At 66.7% G+C, this 16,560-nt stretch carries 13 protein-coding genes, 2 tRNA genes and 2 pseudogenes; 10 read left to right on the top strand and 7 right to left on the bottom strand.

All coding sequences use genetic code 11. The features are described from left to right. The first annotated feature begins 17 nt into the window (after positions 1 to 17). From tssF to bpln_RS06625, 3 genes and pseudogenes are all read left to right on the top strand, one after another. Positions 18 to 1,907 carry a type VI secretion system baseplate subunit TssF gene (gene tssF, locus bpln_RS06635; RefSeq protein WP_055138384.1) on the top strand — a complete coding sequence of 630 codons (1,890 nt, stop codon included), beginning with the start codon at positions 18 to 20 and terminating at the stop codon, positions 1,905 to 1,907. Next, positions 1,907 to 2,981, top strand: a pseudogene (gene tssG, locus bpln_RS06630) (type VI secretion system baseplate subunit TssG). The gene tssF and the pseudogene tssG overlap by 1 nt, the downstream one beginning before the upstream one ends. Beyond that, positions 2,978 to 4,084 carry a type VI secretion system protein TssA gene (locus tag bpln_RS06625; RefSeq protein WP_055138382.1) on the top strand — a complete coding sequence of 369 codons (1,107 nt, stop codon included), beginning with the start codon at positions 2,978 to 2,980 and terminating at the stop codon, positions 4,082 to 4,084. The pseudogene tssG and the gene bpln_RS06625 overlap by 4 nt, the downstream one beginning before the upstream one ends. 53 nt (positions 4,085 to 4,137) lie before the next feature. Here bpln_RS06625 and bpln_RS06620 read toward each other — a convergent pair. Both bpln_RS06620 and bpln_RS06615 read right to left on the bottom strand, forming a co-directional pair. Beyond that, positions 4,138 to 4,214, bottom strand: a tRNA-Arg gene (locus tag bpln_RS06620). Positions 4,215 to 4,520: 306 nt separating this feature from the next. After that, positions 4,521 to 5,351, bottom strand: a complete 831-nt coding sequence (locus bpln_RS06615; protein ID WP_055138381.1) for an undecaprenyl-diphosphate phosphatase — start codon at positions 5,349 to 5,351, stop codon at positions 4,521 to 4,523. A gap of 571 nt (positions 5,352 to 5,922) precedes the next feature. On the opposite strand from bpln_RS06615, the gene bpln_RS06610 reads away from it, so the two are divergent. The 5 genes from bpln_RS06610 (at position 5,923) to bpln_RS06590 (ending at position 11,856) form a co-directional block, all read left to right on the top strand. Continuing rightward, positions 5,923 to 6,831: an aldose epimerase family protein gene (locus bpln_RS06610; protein ID WP_055138380.1), complete on the top strand. Its 909-nt coding sequence runs from the start codon at positions 5,923 to 5,925 to the stop codon at positions 6,829 to 6,831. 369 nt (positions 6,832 to 7,200) lie between these two features. Next, on the top strand, positions 7,201 to 7,902 hold the full coding sequence (locus tag bpln_RS06605) for a peptidoglycan DD-metalloendopeptidase family protein (protein WP_042624493.1): 702 nt from the start codon (positions 7,201 to 7,203) through the stop codon (positions 7,900 to 7,902). A 369-nt stretch (positions 7,903 to 8,271) separates the two neighbouring features. Continuing rightward, positions 8,272 to 9,897 (top strand): acyl-CoA synthetase, encoded by a 1,626-nt coding sequence (locus tag bpln_RS06600; RefSeq protein ID WP_055138379.1) that lies wholly within the window; start codon positions 8,272 to 8,274, stop codon positions 9,895 to 9,897. Positions 9,898 to 10,162: 265 nt separating this feature from the next. Further along, on the top strand, positions 10,163 to 10,486 hold the full coding sequence (locus tag bpln_RS06595) for a DUF2288 domain-containing protein (RefSeq protein ID WP_055138378.1): 324 nt from the start codon (positions 10,163 to 10,165) through the stop codon (positions 10,484 to 10,486). 8 nt (positions 10,487 to 10,494) lie between these two features. Continuing rightward, positions 10,495 to 11,856: an MATE family efflux transporter gene (locus tag bpln_RS06590; RefSeq protein WP_055138377.1), complete on the top strand. Its 1,362-nt coding sequence runs from the start codon at positions 10,495 to 10,497 to the stop codon at positions 11,854 to 11,856. A 138-nt stretch (positions 11,857 to 11,994) separates the two neighbouring features. On the opposite strand, the gene bpln_RS06585 is transcribed toward bpln_RS06590, so the two are convergent. The 4 genes from bpln_RS06585 to bpln_RS06575 form a co-directional block, all read right to left on the bottom strand. After that, positions 11,995 to 12,183: a hypothetical protein gene (locus bpln_RS06585; protein WP_042624489.1), complete on the bottom strand. Its 189-nt coding sequence runs from the start codon at positions 12,181 to 12,183 to the stop codon at positions 11,995 to 11,997. Positions 12,184 to 12,239: 56 nt separating this feature from the next. Beyond that, positions 12,240 to 12,461: a hypothetical protein gene (locus bpln_RS35135; protein ID WP_148653946.1), complete on the bottom strand. Its 222-nt coding sequence runs from the start codon at positions 12,459 to 12,461 to the stop codon at positions 12,240 to 12,242. A 262-nt stretch (positions 12,462 to 12,723) separates the two neighbouring features. Next, positions 12,724 to 13,542, bottom strand: a complete 819-nt coding sequence (locus bpln_RS06580; protein WP_042624488.1) for a GNAT family N-acetyltransferase — start codon at positions 13,540 to 13,542, stop codon at positions 12,724 to 12,726. Positions 13,543 to 13,693: 151 nt separating this feature from the next. Next, complete coding sequence (locus tag bpln_RS06575) at positions 13,694 to 14,152, bottom strand: SixA phosphatase family protein (RefSeq protein WP_042624487.1); 459 nt, start codon at positions 14,150 to 14,152, stop codon at positions 13,694 to 13,696. Positions 14,153 to 14,264: 112 nt separating this feature from the next. On the opposite strand from bpln_RS06575, the gene bpln_RS06570 reads away from it, so the two are divergent. Next, positions 14,265 to 14,341: transfer RNA gene (locus bpln_RS06570), tRNA-Pro, on the top strand. A gap of 957 nt (positions 14,342 to 15,298) precedes the next feature. Here bpln_RS06570 and bpln_RS33695 read toward each other — a convergent pair. Beyond that, positions 15,299 to 15,736, bottom strand: a pseudogene (locus bpln_RS33695) (IS6 family transposase); the annotation flags it as partial. A 343-nt stretch (positions 15,737 to 16,079) separates the two neighbouring features. Here bpln_RS33695 and bpln_RS36620 point away from each other — a divergent pair. Next, positions 16,080 to 16,325, top strand: a complete 246-nt coding sequence (locus tag bpln_RS36620) for a helix-turn-helix domain-containing protein (RefSeq protein ID WP_158512009.1) — start codon at positions 16,080 to 16,082, stop codon at positions 16,323 to 16,325. The last annotated feature ends 235 nt before the right edge of the window (positions 16,326 to 16,560 follow it).

The following is a 16,560-nucleotide window of genomic DNA, read 5'->3' as shown; positions in this document are numbered from 1 at the left end:
AAAACGAGGCCTTTCCGATGGACCCGCGACTGCTCGACTATTACAACCAGGAACTCATCTACATGCGCGAGCTCGCCACCGAGTTCGCGCAGGCGCATCCGAAAATCGCACGCCGGCTCGGCATGCAGGCCGGCGAAGTGGCCGACCCTTACGTCGAGCGCCTGATCGAGTCGTTCTGCTTCATGGCCGCGCGCATGCAGATCAAGCTCGACGCGGAGTTTCCCCGCTTCACGGAACGGCTGCTGGAAGTGATCTATCCGAATTACGTCGCCCCCACGCCATCGATCGCGGTCGTGCGCCTGTATCCGGGTCAGGCTGAAGGCAATCTGGCCGCAGGCTACCGTATCGCGCGCGGCACCTCGTTCAAGGCACAGGTTCCGGACGGAGAAAAAACCGCTTGCCAGTTTACGAGCGGGCAGGACGTCACGCTCTGGCCGCTCACGATCACCGATGCGCGCCTGACGGGCATTCCGCCCGACATTCCGGCGCTCGACCGCTACGTCTCACCGGACCGACCGGTGCGCGGCGCATTGCGGCTGCGGCTGGCGACGACGGGCGACGTGCGCATCACCGATCTGAAGGGGCTCGACCGGCTGCCCGTGTACCTGGCCGGTGACGAACAGGTCGCTTCGCACCTGTTCGAGCTGCTGCACGTTGCCGGCGTCGCGTCGATCATTGCCGCGCCGGGTGAATTCGGCGTACCGGGGCGCCCTCCCGCCGCCGTGACTCGAGACGCGGTCGAACACGAGGGACTGCGCATCGATCAGAACCTGCTGCCGCTCACCTGGACGAAGTTTCACGGGCACAACCTGCTGCACGAATACTTCGCATGCCCGGCACGGTTCTGGTTCTTCGCACTCAACGGTCTCGCGGAAGGGCTGTCTCGCGTGAATGGTCGCGAGGTCGAAATCGTCGTGCTGCTCGACCGGGCGCCGGGCTCGCTCGCGAACCTCGTCGACGCGTCGCGCTTCGCGCTGTTCTGCACGCCCGTCATCAACCTCTTCAAACGACATACCGACCGCATCGAGATTTCCCCCCGCGAGACCGAGTCTCATCTGGTGCCCGCGCGGCTTGCACCGCTCGACTACGAAGTGTTCGCGGTGGAGACCGTGCATGGACAGGTCGCGGCGACCTCGGACGAACTGGAATTTCGCCCGCTTTATCAGACGCTGAACAACGACGAAGGCAATCACGGGCGGTATTTCTCGACACGACGCGAACGGCGGCTCGTGTCCGATTCGGCGCGCCGTTACGGCACGCGAACTCCCTATGTCGGCACCGAGGTGTTTCTCTCGCTGATTGACCAGAACGAGGCCCCTTATGGCGAGGACATCCGTTTTCTGTCAGTCGTGGCGCTGCTGACGAACCGGGATCTCGCCACGCTCGTGCCGCGCGACGGCGTGCGCGATCTGACAACCGAGGAGTCCGCGCCGGTCGAGAGCATCGGTCTCATTCGTCCGCCGAGTCCACCGAAAGCGCCGTATGCGGAGCGAGAGACGGCGTGGCGGCTGATTCGCCAGCTCAACTTCAACTACCTGCCGCTCGAAGGTCTCGATCACCGTGACGGTGGCCAGGGGCTACGCGACCTGCTGCGCCTGTATCTTTCGAACGACAACAACGAGCCGCTGCGGCAAGTCGAAAGCCTCGTCGGCGTCAAGACGCGTCCGGTAACACGCAAGCTGCCGGGCACCGGCCCGATGACGTTCGGGCGTGGCATCGAGTGCGCGGTAACGGTCGACGAGACCGGTTTCTCCGGCGTGAATCCTTACCTATTCGGGACGATTCTCGAGCACTGGCTGGCACGGCACGTCTCGATCAACAGCTTCACGCAGACCGAATTGCATTCGATGCAGCGCGGCCGTATCGCCCGCTGGCCCGTGCGCACCGGGACACGCGGCGTGCTGTGATGAAACGTACCACGCTACCGGCGCTCGTTCGCGACAACACGCTTTCGCCCGATCTGCTCGAACGCCTGCGGGCCGAACCGTGGCGCTTCGGGTTCCTGTCGCTGCTGCGACGCATCGGCGCCAACCCCGCGCTCGACCCGATCGGCACCGCGCGCCGGCCGCGGGCCGAGCCGTTCCGGCTCGGACAACAACCGAGCCTCGCCTTCGCACCGCGCGAAATCGCCAGCGTCCAGGAAGCAGCGGGACGGCTCAAGGTCAGGCTCTTCGGTCTCGGCATGCTCGGGCCAAACGGGCCATTGCCGATCCATGTCACCGAATGGGCGCGCGAGCGCGAAGAGGGTCGCCGCGACACGACGACAGCCGACTTCTTCGACATCTTCCATCACCGATGCCTGACGCTGTTCTATCGTGCGTGGGCATCGGCACAGTCGACCGCCGGACTCGACCGGAAAGACGACGAGAGGTTTTCGTTCTACATCGCGAGCCTCACGGGCCACGACACCGCCGAAATCGGGCGGCGCCCGCTGCCCTCGCATGCCCGACTGGCGGCGTCCGCGCATCTCGTGCGCGAGTCGCGCAACGCAGACGGGCTCCGCGCCACGCTCGAGCATTACTTCGGCGTGCCGGTCGCGATTGAGGAGAACGTGTTCCATTGGGTCGAAATCGATCCGGCCGATCAGGGGCGCATGGGCCGACCGGGAGCCGCCGCCACGATGGGGCAGGCCGCGATGCTCGGGCGCGTGGCACCGGACCGTCAGCACCGGTTCCGCATCGTGATCGGCCCCATCGATCTCGACGCGTATCTGCGCTTCACACCGCAGGGCGAGGATCTGCCGCGTCTCGTCGAATGGGTGCGAGCGTTCGTCGGCTATGAACTGGAGTGGGAACTCGAGCTGCGCATCAAGCCCGAAAGCGCGCCGCCGGCTGTCATGGGCGGCCCGCAACGCATGGGATGGTCCGGATGGCTGGGGCGCCCGAGGTCCGACCGATCGATTACCGGCATGCGGTTCGAACCCGAACGTTATGTACGGCATTTTGAAAATGCGCCCGACTGAATCCGACCATCGACCATGAGCAAAAAGCAGTCGCCCCGACAGTCCGCAACCCGTAAAGGTGCCGAGCAGGACACGCCTTATCACGACTGGCTCGCGCCCGTGAGCGATTCCATGCCCTGCGGTCCGGACCTCGAATACGACCACGATTTCGTCGTGTTGTTTGCGAGTGCGGCACCGAGACAGGACGTGCAGTATGGTGCGTTCGTCGGTACCCCCGATCCCGTCAACTGGAGCGAGCTCGAGCGCGACTGCCGGCGGCTCATGGCGCGCACGAAGGATATTCGGGTTGCCGTGTTGTATACGCGATGTCGCACGCGGCTCGCCGGTGCCGCGGGTCTGGCAGAGGGCACCGGATTGCTGGCCGCCTGGCTCGATGCGTTTGCCGAACACGTCCATCCCCAGCCCGATGTCGAGGGTGGGCGCGACGTCGCGCGTGAAATGCGGATGAACGCGATACAGGCGCTCGCCGATCCGGAAGGGTTGCTCGCGGACGTGCGCGAGATCGTGCTTTCGAAGTCGTCGCTGGCGCGACTGCAGGTGCGCGACGTCGAGCGTGCCTTTGCGCACCCTCGCCCCATTGATGCGCTCGCACCCGAGTCCGTTGCGCAGCAGTTGCTGGATGTGCGCGAGCAGCGGCCCGAGGTGATGGCGGGTTTCGACAAGGTGATTGCGCATCTCGCTGCGATCGATGCATGGTGCGCCATGCATCTCGAAGCGTCCCTGCCGGACCTGACATCGCTCACGCGACTCCTCGGCAGGTTGACTGCATCCGCATCGGTGAACGCGGCGGAGCCATTGGAAGAATCTTCCGATCCCGCGTTGGCTTCTGACGAACCATCGGAAAGCGACGCGTCAGTGCTGCGAGAACCGTTGAATGACGGAACAACGAGCGCCACCGAGCGCATAACGGCCCAACCGAGATCCGAACCGACGGACCGGCAGGCCGCGCTCGCGCTGATTCGCAGCGCGCGAACGTGGTTCGAGATCCACGAACCCAGCAGCCCGATTCCCGTATTGCTCAAACGCGCGGAGCGGTTCGTCGGCAAGCCTTACGCCGAGGTCGTCACGGCGATCCCAGCCGAGCTTCTTGCGCAGTGGGAAGAAAATGGGCGCGGCGGTTAGCAACGAAGGGCCGCTGCATGATTTGAAAATATCAGCTAACGCACTGATTTGACTGGCCCGCCCTACACGATTCGAACGTGTGACCTACGGCTTAGAAGGCCGTTGCTCTATCCGTCTGAGCTAAGGGCGGTCGTGAGACAGGCAGTGCCGTTTGCACTGCCCCGGAGAGACGAGGGAAAAACGAGTATCCTCTTCGATGCGCCCCAACCGATCCCGCGTCGAAGCCCCTCGCAGACAGCCCGCCAACCCGTTCAGCAATCGTCGACCGCCCCGCCCACCGAGGCGAACCGGTCGAAGAATCCGAGCCGGCAATTATACCCGATCGTCACCGCGCGGCCAGCATCTGCGGGGCCCGCATCTGCATGGCATTACCGGCCGGCAAGCGCGCGAGGCGGCGCGACCACCATCGCCCGCCGCCTTTTCCCATCAAACTGCCTCAAACCGGCTGCGGATGAAACGCGAACCACCCAAGGCAGAACAACCCCGCCAGCACGCAATACACGCCGAACGACGCCAGCCGCCCGCGCCCCTCGAAATAGCGCATCAGGAACCGTATGCTCAGGTACGCCGCGATCGCGGTCAGCACGCCGCCGAGCGCCGCGTCGGCGAGCTGGTCCGGTGCATGGAACAGCTTCGGTAATTCGAGCACGCCGGCCGCGAGAATGATCGGCGTGCCGAGCAGGAACGAGAACTCGGCGGCCTTCTCGGTGGTGAGCCCGGCCGCATTACCGGCAATCATCGTCAGCCCGCTGCGCGAAAAACCCGGAATCAGCGCGCCGATCTGCGCGAGCCCGACGAAAAACGCCTGGCCGAACGTGAGCTTCTCGGGCGCGCGATGCTGGCGCGAACGCTGCAGGCGGTCGCCCCACCACAGCAGGACGCCGTTCACCATCAGCGCCGCGGCCACGATCCGCAGGTCATGGAACACATGCTCGATGCGCTTCTCGAGCACGAGCCCGACAAGGCCGGCCGGAATCGTGCCGATGATGAGCGCCCACATCATGTGCGCGTCATCGTTCGGGCGCCCGGCGAACGAGGCAAAGAAACCGCGCACGAGGGCGCACCAGCGTGTACGGAAATACCAGAGCAGCGCAAGCGCGGTCCCGAGGTGCAGGGCGACCAGAAATGGCAGCAGTTGCGGCGCATGCTTGTCGATATGCATGCCGATCAGCGCCGGCACGAGCAGCGTGTGACCCAGGCTGCTGACAGGGAAAAGTTCGGTCACGCCCTGCAGGACGCTCAGAAATACCAGAAACCAGAGGCTCACGCGTCGGTCCTTTTGTCGATGATTGAACGGGGAGATCGCCAGATCGGCCGGCGCGAACGGCCGGCCGCGCCCCGATTATGCCCACCTGCATCCCGTGCGCCAAGCCACTCGGCGCGCTCATCGTAACCGGCAACGCATCACCGCAAAATTGAAATAAAAATCAAAAAAACAAACGGCCCGCGGTCCGAAGACGGCGGGCCAGTCAACGCGGTGGCGGAATCCGATCCGCCGCCGCGCGGCATCAGCGGCCGAGCTGGTAGAAAAACAGCAGCGTGCTGCCGGTGAACATGCCGAACAGTGCGATACCCATGGCCATTGCCAGATCCATGCTCAGACTCCTTCAACTCGACTCGAGGGCTCAGTGTAACGAAAAGTAACTGGTTGATACAATTATCCCGACTCTCCGGCGCGATGCCACCCCGCGATTTCCCGAACGGGTTTCCCCTAGGTGCCGGCCGCCTCATCGCATCCGGTCCCGCTCCCGCCGCGAGACGGCCGGCGCCGCCCGCACAATCGCGCGTCGATCCGTTATGCTGTCGGCCCGTTTCCCGATGCCGATCGAAGGCCCCTCATGCCCATCTTCCAGCAGCAGGACATCATCGAACTCGTCGACGGCGCCTCGCGCGTGCGCATCGCCCCGCAGGCGGGCGGCCGTCTTTTGTCATGGGACATCGGCGGCGAGCCGATCATCTTCTGGCCCGAGCAGGCCGACTGGAGCGCACCGGCCAAGGTGCGCGGCGGCAACCCGCTGCTGTTCCCGTTCCTCGGCCGCCATCGGGTGGGCGACACGATCGGCCGCTGGCGCGACGCGGCCGGCGCAGTACGCGACCTGCCGATGCACGGCTTCGCGCGCGACCTGCCGTTCGCGGCGCACGTCGATGCGGACGGACGTGGCATCGACATGACGCTAGAAAGCAGCGAGGCCACGCTCGACGCCTACCCGTTCGCGTTCCGCTTCGACGTGCGCTACCAATTTAACGACGAGAACACGCTCGACGTCGAACTGACCACGCGCAATCTCGGCGACGCGCCACTGCCCTATTACGCGGGCCATCACTTCTATTTCGCGCTGCCGCACGGCGAGCGCGCGCAGACCACCCTCGACCTGCCGCCGACGCAGCGCCGCTACCAGCAGCCGGACGGCTCCATCGCGGCGCCCGAGGCGGGCGAGCCGCGCTACACGCTCGACGAGGCGCGCATCCACGACCGTTTCCACTGCCTCGAAGGCGTGCCGGCGCAGCCGGTGCGAATCACGATGCCGGGGCGCGGGCGCTGCATCGGGATCGACCTGAATCGCCCCGGCTCGATCCCGTGGTACACGGTGACGACCTGGACCGAGAAGCCCGAATCGGACTTCTATTGCGTCGAGCCGTGGCTCGGCCTGCCGGACGCGATCCACAACGGCCTGGGCCTGCGCATGCTCGCACCCGGCGCCAGCGAGACGGCCGCGCTGCGGATCCACGTGACGGCGCTGGACTGAGCGCGCCCCGCCCGCTGTCCGCCGTGAGCACGGCGGTGTGGAACGCGAAACCAATCGTCCCGCACCGCCGCGCCTCAACAAAACACGCGTAATAACGACAAGGCCGACGGCCTGCTGAGCCGTGGCGCATCCGACGCGCACCTCTTTCGCGCTTTTCGTTCAGCACACACACCGTCGCGGCGCCCGTCACGCGCCGCCGCCACATCGCGCCGCCCCCCCCCCGCGCGTCGTCGCGTCACGCGAACATCCGCTTCCGATCGCCACGGCCAAATATCGGGCGCCGCGCCGAACCCGGTAAAATCCGGGGTTTTTGCATCCGCTGCCGTGGGCATCGCGGCGGCACCCTGCGAGGTTTCATTGCGAGGTTCCATGTTGGTCAAGATCACCCGGCGGCTCGTCGTCGCTTCACTCGTCGCCGTGCTGGCCGCTTGCGGCTCCGCGCCGGTCGCCCCCGGCTTCTATCGCGTCGAGCGCGGCGACACGCTGTCGAAGATTGCCCGCTCGAACCGCCAGTCGGTGTCGAACCTCGCGCGCTGGAATTCCATCGCCAATCCCGATGCGATCGAGGTCGGCCAGGTGCTGCGCGTCGTGCCGCCGGGCGCCTCGGGCAGCGCGCCGATCCGTACCACGGGCGGCGGTGCCCCCGCGCCGAGCGCACCGCCGCCGGCCGCAGCCACGGCCGCGCCGTCGACGCGCCCGGCCACCTCGATCTCGCTGATCTGGCCGGCGGCCGGCACGGTCGTGCGCAGCTTCGACGGCGGCAATTCCAAGGGCATCGACATCGCGAACACGGCCGGCACGCCGGTGATCGCGGCAGCGGCAGGCACGGTGGTGTACGCGGGCAACGGGCTGCGCGGCTACGGCAACCTGCTGATCATCAAGCACGACGCGGATTACCTGACCGCCTACGCGCACAATCGCGTGCTGCTCGTGAAGGAAGGCCAGGCGGTGACGCAAGGCCAGAAGATTGCGGAGATGGGCGACACCGACAACGATCGCGTCGCGCTGCATTTCGAGCTGCGCTACGGTGGCCGGTCGATCGATCCGTCGCGCTACCTGCCCGCGCGCTGAGACGCGCACCGGCGGCCAAAACGCCGGAACGCAGCCGGCCGAGGCAGCCGGCGGAGCCGAAGAAAACGCGGACGGTGCCGGTTCAGCGCTTGCGATACCGGCCGCCGACGCGGCCCGACAACGGATCGACGCGCGTCGCGAACAACACGACGGCGCCGATGCCGATGAGGCTGAACCCCGACGCAATCCAAAGCCAGAGCATGTTTCATTTCGAATCGTTGACCGCACGATAGTACGCGTCCCGGCCCCCACCCGCCGCGAGACACGATGCAACAGACCGCTGCACGGCACGACTATCGTGCAAAAGCCGTGACGATCCGGTGTAATGTCGTCGGAATTCGCGACACGAGACTCTCGCCAGGAGCGCCGATGCTGCCCGAAGCCGACGATTACCCTTCCCTGCTCGCCGCCTTTTCGTGGCGGATTCCCGAGCGCTACAACATCGGCGTCGACGTCTGCGACCGCTGGGCCGACGGCAGCGGCCGGCTCGCGCTGATCGACGAGCGCGAGGACGGCCGCGTGACGCGCCATACGTTCGACGCGCTGAAGGCCGCTTCGAACCGACTCGCGAACAACTTCGCGCGGCTGGGCGTGGCGCGCGGCGACCGAGTCGGCATATTCATCGCGCAGGGCGTGCAAACCGCCGTCGCGCATCTGGCCGCTTACAAGGCCGGGGCGATCGCGGTGCCGTTGTTCGCGCTGTTCGGCGCCGACGCGCTCGAGTTCCGCCTCGCCGACAGCGGCGCCGCGGCGCTCGTCACCGATCGGGCCGGCGCCGCGAAGATCGCGCCGCTGCGCGCGGCCTTGCCGGCGCTGCGCACGGTCTATTGCATCGACTGCGACGACAGCGGCGGCGTGCCCGACGGTTGCGTGTCGTTCGAGGCAGCGCTCGCCGCCGAATCCGACCACTACGCGCCGGTCGACACGCTGGCCGACGATCCGGCCGTGATCATCTACACGTCCGGCACCACCGGCAAGCCGAAGGGCGCGCTGCATGCGCACCGCGTGCTGCTCGGCCACCTGCCCGGCGTGGAGATGTCGCAAAACGGTTTTCCGCGCCGCGCGCGCGTGTTCTGGACGCCGGCCGACTGGGCCTGGATCGGCGGCCTGCTCGACGTGCTGCTGCCGGCCTGGCATCACGGCGTGACGGTGGTGGCGCGGCGCTTCGAGAAGTTCGACGGCGAGGCCGCGTTCGCGCTGCTGGCGCGCCACCAGGTCAGCCACGCGTTCCTGCCGCCCACCGCGCTGAAGCTGATGCGCAGCGTGGCGCGGCCGCGCGAGCGCCACGCGCTGCGGCTCGAATCGGTGGCAAGCGGCGGCGAGTCGCTCGGCACCGAGTTGCTCGAATGGGGCCGCGAGGTGTTCGGCGTGACGATCAACGAGTTCTACGGGCAGACCGAATGCAATGTCGTGCTGGCCTCGTGCAGCGCGCTGTTCGCGCCGCGCGCGGGTGCGATCGGCCAGGCCGCGCCGGGCCATCGCGTCGAGATCGTCGATGGCTCGGGCGCGCCGCTGCCGGCCGGCATCGAGGGCAACATCGGCATCCGTGCGCCGGATCCGGTGATGTTCCTCGGCTACTGGCGCGACCCGGCCGCCACGCGCGAAAAGTTCGCCGGCGACTACCTGCTCACCGGCGACCGCGGCGTGGCCGACGAGGCCGGCTTCATCCGCTTCGTCGGCCGCGACGACGACGTGATCACGAGCGCCGGCTACCGGATCGGCCCCGGCCCGATCGAGGACTGCCTGCTGCGCCACCCGGCCGTGCGGATGGCGGCCGTGGTCGGCGTGCCGGACGCGACGCGCACCGAGATCGTCAAGGCCTTCGTGGTGGTCCAGCCCGGTGTCGAGGCTGGCGACGCGCTCGTGCGCGAGTTGCAGCAGCACGTGCGCACGCGCCTCGCCGCGCACGAATATCCGCGCGCGATCGCGTTCGTCGAGAGCCTGCCGATGACGGCGACCGGCAAGATCATCCGGCGCGCCTTGCGCGACGCGTAGCGCCGCAAGGACTTCCATCGGTTCGGCGATGCCGGAGCAGGCGGCGAGCCGGCGAGCCGGCGCTCCCGCCGCCTCCGCGCCCACCCGATTTCCGGCCGGATCGAGCGGCCCGCGCCGGATCGGCTAGAATCACGCGCTGCGACATATCGTGCGAGACCGCGCGAGCGGCGCGCCTGCCGACACCGCCCGCCGCCGCTCATCCATCGTCACGTCCATCATTACGGCGGCACGCTCCGGCGGCCGCGTCCTGCCCCAACGTCAGCTCATGACTTCATCGAACCCACCGTCCGCCGGCGCGGCGCCTTCCGCGCTCTATACCCAACTGCTCGGCGAAACCGCGAAGATCGACTGGTGCGATCTCGAACGCTTCTTCGCGCAGGGCAAGCTGCTGTCGGTCGCGCGCGACCTCGATCTGGTCAGCGTCGCCGAGGCGATCGCCGCGGACCGCACCGAGCAGGTCACGCCGTGGCTCGCCGCCGGCCACGTGGCGCGCATGCCCGCCGAACTCGCGCAGGACTACGCGGCACGCGCGCCCGAGCTGTGGGCCGTGGTCGTGTCGCCGTGGATCTGCGTGCAGGAACGCGCGTAAGCGGCGCGATGTCGGCGCCTTCCGCGTTATCCGCCGGGGTCGCGCCCGGCCGCGCCGGCGTCGGCCACCGCAGGGTGCTCGGCCTCGCCGTGCCGATCGTGCTCGCGAACCTGACGCAGCCGATCCTTGGCGCCGTCGACACGGCCGTAGCCGGCCATCTCGACGGCACCCAGATGCTGGGCGGCGTCGCGCTGGGCAGCCTGTTCTTCGGCTTCGTCTACTGGGGCTTCGGCTTCCTGCGGATGGGCACGACCGGGCTCGTCGCGCAGGCGTTCGGCGCCGGCGACCACGCCGGCATCCGCCTCAACGTGCTGCGCGCGCTCGTGCTGGCCGGCCTGCTCGGCTTCGCCGTGCTCGCGCTGCACGGCCCGCTGATCTCGATCGCGCTGACGCTGCTCGGCGGCAGCGAGGCGGTGCGCGCCACCGCGCGCGACTACGTGCTGGCGCGGATCTGGGCCGCACCGTTCGCGCTCGCCAACTACGCGATCCTCGGCTATCTGCTCGGTGTGCAGCGCGTGCGGCTCGCGCTGGCGCTGCAGGCCTTCATCAACCTCGTGAACATCGTCGCGGTGCTGCTGTTCGTCTACCGCCTCGGCGGCGGCGTGGCCGGCATCGGCGCGGCCACCGCGGCAGCCGATCTGGCCGGCTTCGGGTTCGGCGTGCTCGCGCTCATACGCCGCCGCCATCGCGGGATCGGCAGGCCGACCTGGGGCCAGCTCCTCGACCGGGCCGCGCTGAAGCGGCTGGTCGCGCTCAATCGCGACATCTTCGTGCGCACGCTGTGCCTGCTGTCGGCGTTCGGCTGGTTCGCGCATCTGGGCGCGCGGCAAGGCGATGCGATGCTCGCCGCCAACGCGCTGCTGCTCAACTTCCAGGCGTTCATGGCCTATGCGCTCGACGGCTTCGCGCACGCGGCCGAGGCGCTGGTCGGCGCGGCCGCCGGCGCCCGCGACCGGGCAGTGTTCCGCGCGACGCTGCGCGTGACGCTGCAATGGGCGGCTGGTTGCGCGCTCGCGTTCTCCGCCGTCTATGCACTCGGCGGCGACTGGATCATCGCGCGGCTCAGCGACCAGCCCGCGATCCGCGCAGCGGCCGGCCACTTCCTGCCTTGGGCCGCCGTGATGCCGCTCGTGTCGGTGTGGGGGTTCCTGCTCGACGGCGTGTTCATCGGCGCCACCCGGACGCGTGGGCTGATGGTGGCGATGGCCGTCTCGCTCGGCGTGTTCGTCGCCGCGACCTTAGTGCTGACCGGCCCGCTCGGCAATCACGGGCTCTGGCTCGCGATGGCGATCTTCATGATCGCGCGCGGCGTGACGCTGGCGAGCCAGGTACCGGCGCTGTCGCGGCACATCGGCGGCGAGGCGTCGTAAACGCGTGGCGGAAGCTGGCGTGAAGACGTGAGCGTCGATGTCGGCGCCGGGCTGACGCACGACGCAGCCGGCACGAGCGCGCGCATGCCGGCCGATCGCGGGCGCTCCGCCTCGCGCGCAAGCCGCCCGCGCAGCCGCTTACTGCGAAGCCGGCAACGCCGGCGCGGCCGGCTCGCCGAGCATCGACGGCGGCGTCATGTCGGTCGGCACGCCCTGGTAGTCGGCCGGGTCCTGGGGCGGCTTGCCGTGGTGGCGCGCCGCGCCCGAATCGCCGACGCAGCCGGCAAGCGTTGCCGCGACGAGCGCGGCCAGAACGATACGAAACATCCCTCACCTCGGAAGATCTGCGACGCGGCGCCGGGTGCGCCGCACGAGCCGGGAGTCTAGCCGAAACCGGTCGCGCGGGTGGCCTCGGCGGGCCGCCGCGATGGCGGATCGCCCGTCATGAATGCATGGCGCTGAGCGACGCCAGGAAGGCTGCCACGAACGTCGAATCGATTGCCGGCCCGGTCGGCCTCCGTATCGACCTGGTGCCCCTCATCTAGCGGTCCGCATTCGAAGCGCGCGAATCCCGGCGCACCCATCCCGGCAAACGCCGCGTTCATTGCTGGCTCGCTGCCGACCGCGCGCGGCGCGGCTGGCGACACCGGCACCGTTCGCCGCCGGCACATGCACCGGCGCGGCGTCATCCTGCGTCGCGATATCGCGCCCCACGGCGTTGCGTCGCCACCACGGATCAACATGAGCCGCACGCCGCGCCGGGCGTGATCGCGCCGTAAACGACAACGGCACGACGATCGTCTCGTCGTGCCGTCGTGGATGGCTCGCTGGAGCCGGGTCGGGTGAGCGCCCCGGCAGGCTGGCAACTCAGCTTGCGAGCGGCTCGCCGAGGAAGTGGCGGGCGTAGCGCGCGTTGATGTCCGACAGGCGGAACAGCGTCAGGAAGTCAGCGCAGTTGAAGTCGGGATCCCAGGCCGGTGCGCCGCAGATCTTCGCGCCCAGGCGCAGATAGCCCTTGATCAGGGCCGGCGGCGCGACCTTGGTGCCCGTCTGCAGTTCGTCCACCGGCAGCGCCGTGTGCGGGAACGCGTGGTACTCGGGCGCCGTCAGCGAATTGCCGAGCGACTGGTAGAGGTTCGCCGCGTAGTGGCCGCCGTCGGCCATCGACACGCTCGCGCAGCCGAGCATCGTCTCGTAGCCGTTCTGCATCATGTAGGTGCCGAGCCCGCCCCACAGGGCCATGATCACGGCGCCGCTGCGATAGTCGCGGTGGACGCACGAGCGGCCCACTTCGACCATCTTCGATCGCAGGTGCGCGAGGCGCGACAGGTCGAACTCGCCTTCCGCGTACAGGCGGCCGATCCGGGCGGCCTGGTGGGGCGGCAGCACGCGGTAGGTGCCGACCACTTTCAGCGTGTCGAGGTCGCGCACCAGCAGGTGATCGCAATAAGCATCGAAGGGATCGACGTCAAGGCCGGCAGGGCCGCTCACGGCGGCGCCCATTTCATCGGCGAATACGCTGTAGCGAAGGCGCTGCGCTTCACGCAGTTCGTCCTCGGTGCGCGCCCACGCGGCGCGCAGGCGGAATTCGGAGGTGACCGTCTCGGCCGCGCGCGGCAGGCGGCGGCGCGACTGGTCGAGCGGCAGCGAAGCGAATGGGAGCGTAGGCGTCGGCAGATCTCGCATCAGGCTTTCCTGGTCGTAAGGAAGGGAACGACATGGTCGCCAATGTAGTAACCGGCCGTGACGCTTGGATGGCGAATCGGTGTCAATTCGGTGACATGTCGTCCAGCTGACTTTAGCAGAAAGTCCGAAGAAAGATACGATCGTGCCCCACTCAGACCAGATCGGGCGAAATTGCCGCTCTTAGCGTGGCCTGTTCGCCCGCTTCGCGGGATCGGCTCTGCAGCCAGATCAGGCCACCTTTCTTCAGCGACCAGCCCTGATCGCTGCCGGCCAGCAGACGCGCGGCCACCTCGCCCAGCGTCGGCTGATGGCCCACCACCACCACGGTCGGCGCGATGCCGTCGGGCCAGCCCGCGGCAGCGAGCACTTCGGCCACGCCGCCGCCCGGCGCGAGTTCGCGCACGGTGCGGTACTGGTCGGTCAGCGCCTCGACGGTCTGCACGGTGCGCGCGGCGGGACTTGCCAGGATCACGGCGCTGCTCTCGAGGCGCAGCCTGAGCCATTTGGCGACCGCCTGCGCGTCGCGGCGGCCCCGCGCGGTGAGCTGGCGGGCGAGATCGCTCGCGGCGTAATCCTCGGCTTCGGCATGACGCCACAGAATCAGATGCATCCGGATAGCCCTCGTTCGACGATGCTCGGAACGAACATCCTAACGCGCACTCGATGACATCTGTACAAGGGATTGACCCAAGTGTGGCGATGGGGCACAATCTCCGGCTCGTCGGAGCGTAGCGCAGCCTGGTAGCGCATCTGATTTGGGATCAGAGGGTCGTAGGTTCGAATCCTATCGCTCCGACCAAAGGAATCAAGGGGTTACATGCCAAAAACGTGTAACCCCTTTTTCTCTATTCGGTCCATGTAACCACCATGTAACCCGATCCAGCCTAGATCAATCAACATTGATCCATCTCGGCCGACCAATTTCCCCGCAGCTCTCCTCCCGCTCGGAACGATCCAGTCAAATCTCGATGTGCTTCCAGGGTTTATGGGGCCGGATACTCGATTTGGGAGCGGAGCGCGGTCCAGGAGCTGCGACGCCAAGGTCACTCACCGCCCCAAATATCGAAGACCAACGCTGTGTTAGCCCATACACAGATGATGCAGCAGTACCTGTGCCTCATCTGACAAGGACCAGCGCACAAAGCTACGCCAAGACCTACGCCTGCGCTTTTGTGGATGGACCCTACCGACCCATTGCTGCCGTTAACGCCTCGTGGCTCGATGTCCGCTGTGCAGCGATTGCGACCCGTCGCGAGCCGTGCTCTGTCTGGCCGCTCCCGGCGAGGAAGCCGAGGTTCGGCCAAGCCGCCCTCTGCCCACCCACTGGGGGGTCTGCAGACGTGAACTCTGCGCCGCGCCCCTAGACGACCGCCCCGATTCCAGTTCTCGAAATACGTCAAGAAGGCAAAGGCCTAGCGCTCTGTCGGGAGCCGTGTCCGGCGTAAAGCCAAGGACTAGCTCGGCTGGCCAAACAGCCTTTCGTACAGCCAGTGGGTACTCCTTGAATCGGTTGTAGTTCTCCATCAGATCGAAAATCTCGCGCGCGTACCACCCGTATCTCTGCTCAAGCTTGAACGCCTCGATGTGCGCTAGAGCTTCATCATCCGGAGGCACGAGCGCAAGCTGAACATCTGCGACCGTGCCACCGATCTTCGCCGGAATGGGCAATCCTGTGCTGGCGAGTATCAGGCAGATTGCCTATGAGGTTGAGGAAACGCTGCGCGAGAAGGTTCCACGGTTGAGGCCCTGGTAAGCGGACTCCGGCTTTTGTAGCCGGGTCGCTGCGCAACTGGTCGGTGACGATCTTCCGCGGCACCGGGTTTGAGCGCAGGATCCGTCTGAAGAAACGCTTTGCGGCCGCCTTGTCGCGCTCGTTCTGTAACAGCACGTCGAGCTGCTCATCCACCGCACGCCACAGCGCGTACGGCTCGCCGCGCAGCTTCACGAACATCTCGTCGAGGTGCCACGTCGTGCCCGGTCTGAGGCACACGGCCTTAGCACATTGCGCAAACTGCGCACCGAATCGGTCACACCAGTTGCGCACCGATTCGTATGTCACATTCACGCCGCGCTCGAGCAGCAGTTCATCTATATCGCGCAGGCTCAGGTTGAAGCGGTGGTACCAGTGCATCGCGCAGTTGATGATCGCTGCCCGGAAACGGTAGCCGTGAAATGAGCAGCGGGTCTTTGTCATCTGACCATTCTAGCCGCCTGCATCGCCAATTTGACATTGCCCTTCAGACCCATCCATAGGGGATTCCCTAGATTCAGGAATTTACCGTTGACGGAAATAGTGAAATATTTCACTATTTCCGTCAACGGCACGAAGTTGGGAGGGTTGAGCGTCCCCGACGCGCCTTACAAACGTTACGTTTTAAGCACTTTTATAACTCCAGAATCCCATGCATTCCAGCCCTTCTTCGAGACCCGAAGCACTACCCTCGAATTCGCGTCGCGGGGGTCGGCCTATGGTGGGCCGGCCGCGAACACAGTCCGGGGAACCGCTCGGCATCCAAACGCTTGGAACTGGATTGAACATGCTGAAATTAGTGTCGGAGCATGGCGCGGAGATGGCGCTATCGAGCGTCGCTCGGCGCACCGCAACGACGCCAAGCAAAGCCCATCGATACATCGTCAGTCTCGTGGAGCACGGGATTGCGCAGATTCTTCCCCTTGGACAGACCGGGGAAACACAAAGGCAAACCGTCACGACTCATCTAAACAAGATTCGGTCAGATCTGAAACTCAGCCATGAATCGCTCCAGTTCACCGACGCAAAGTAACCCCGCAATCCGGACAAAACCTATGCTTGTCCCACCGCAACAGCTAGTTCAAAACACTCAGGATGATGACCGGGACATCTGCGAACTCTGGCACGCCTTGGATGTCGGCATATGGCACGGCATGGCCTGCCGCTGCAGCGGTGCAGCCTCCCCCTCTCTTTGTCGCGCTGACATCGAGACGACCCTGCTTGAGTATCTCCAGATGCGGTACGAGGGGCTGAAGCGAGAAACACTC

It is taken from the genome of Burkholderia plantarii (assembly GCF_001411805.1).
GTDB lineage: Bacteria > Pseudomonadota > Gammaproteobacteria > Burkholderiales > Burkholderiaceae > Burkholderia > Burkholderia plantarii.
This window is presented reverse-complemented; position numbering and strand designations above follow the sequence as displayed.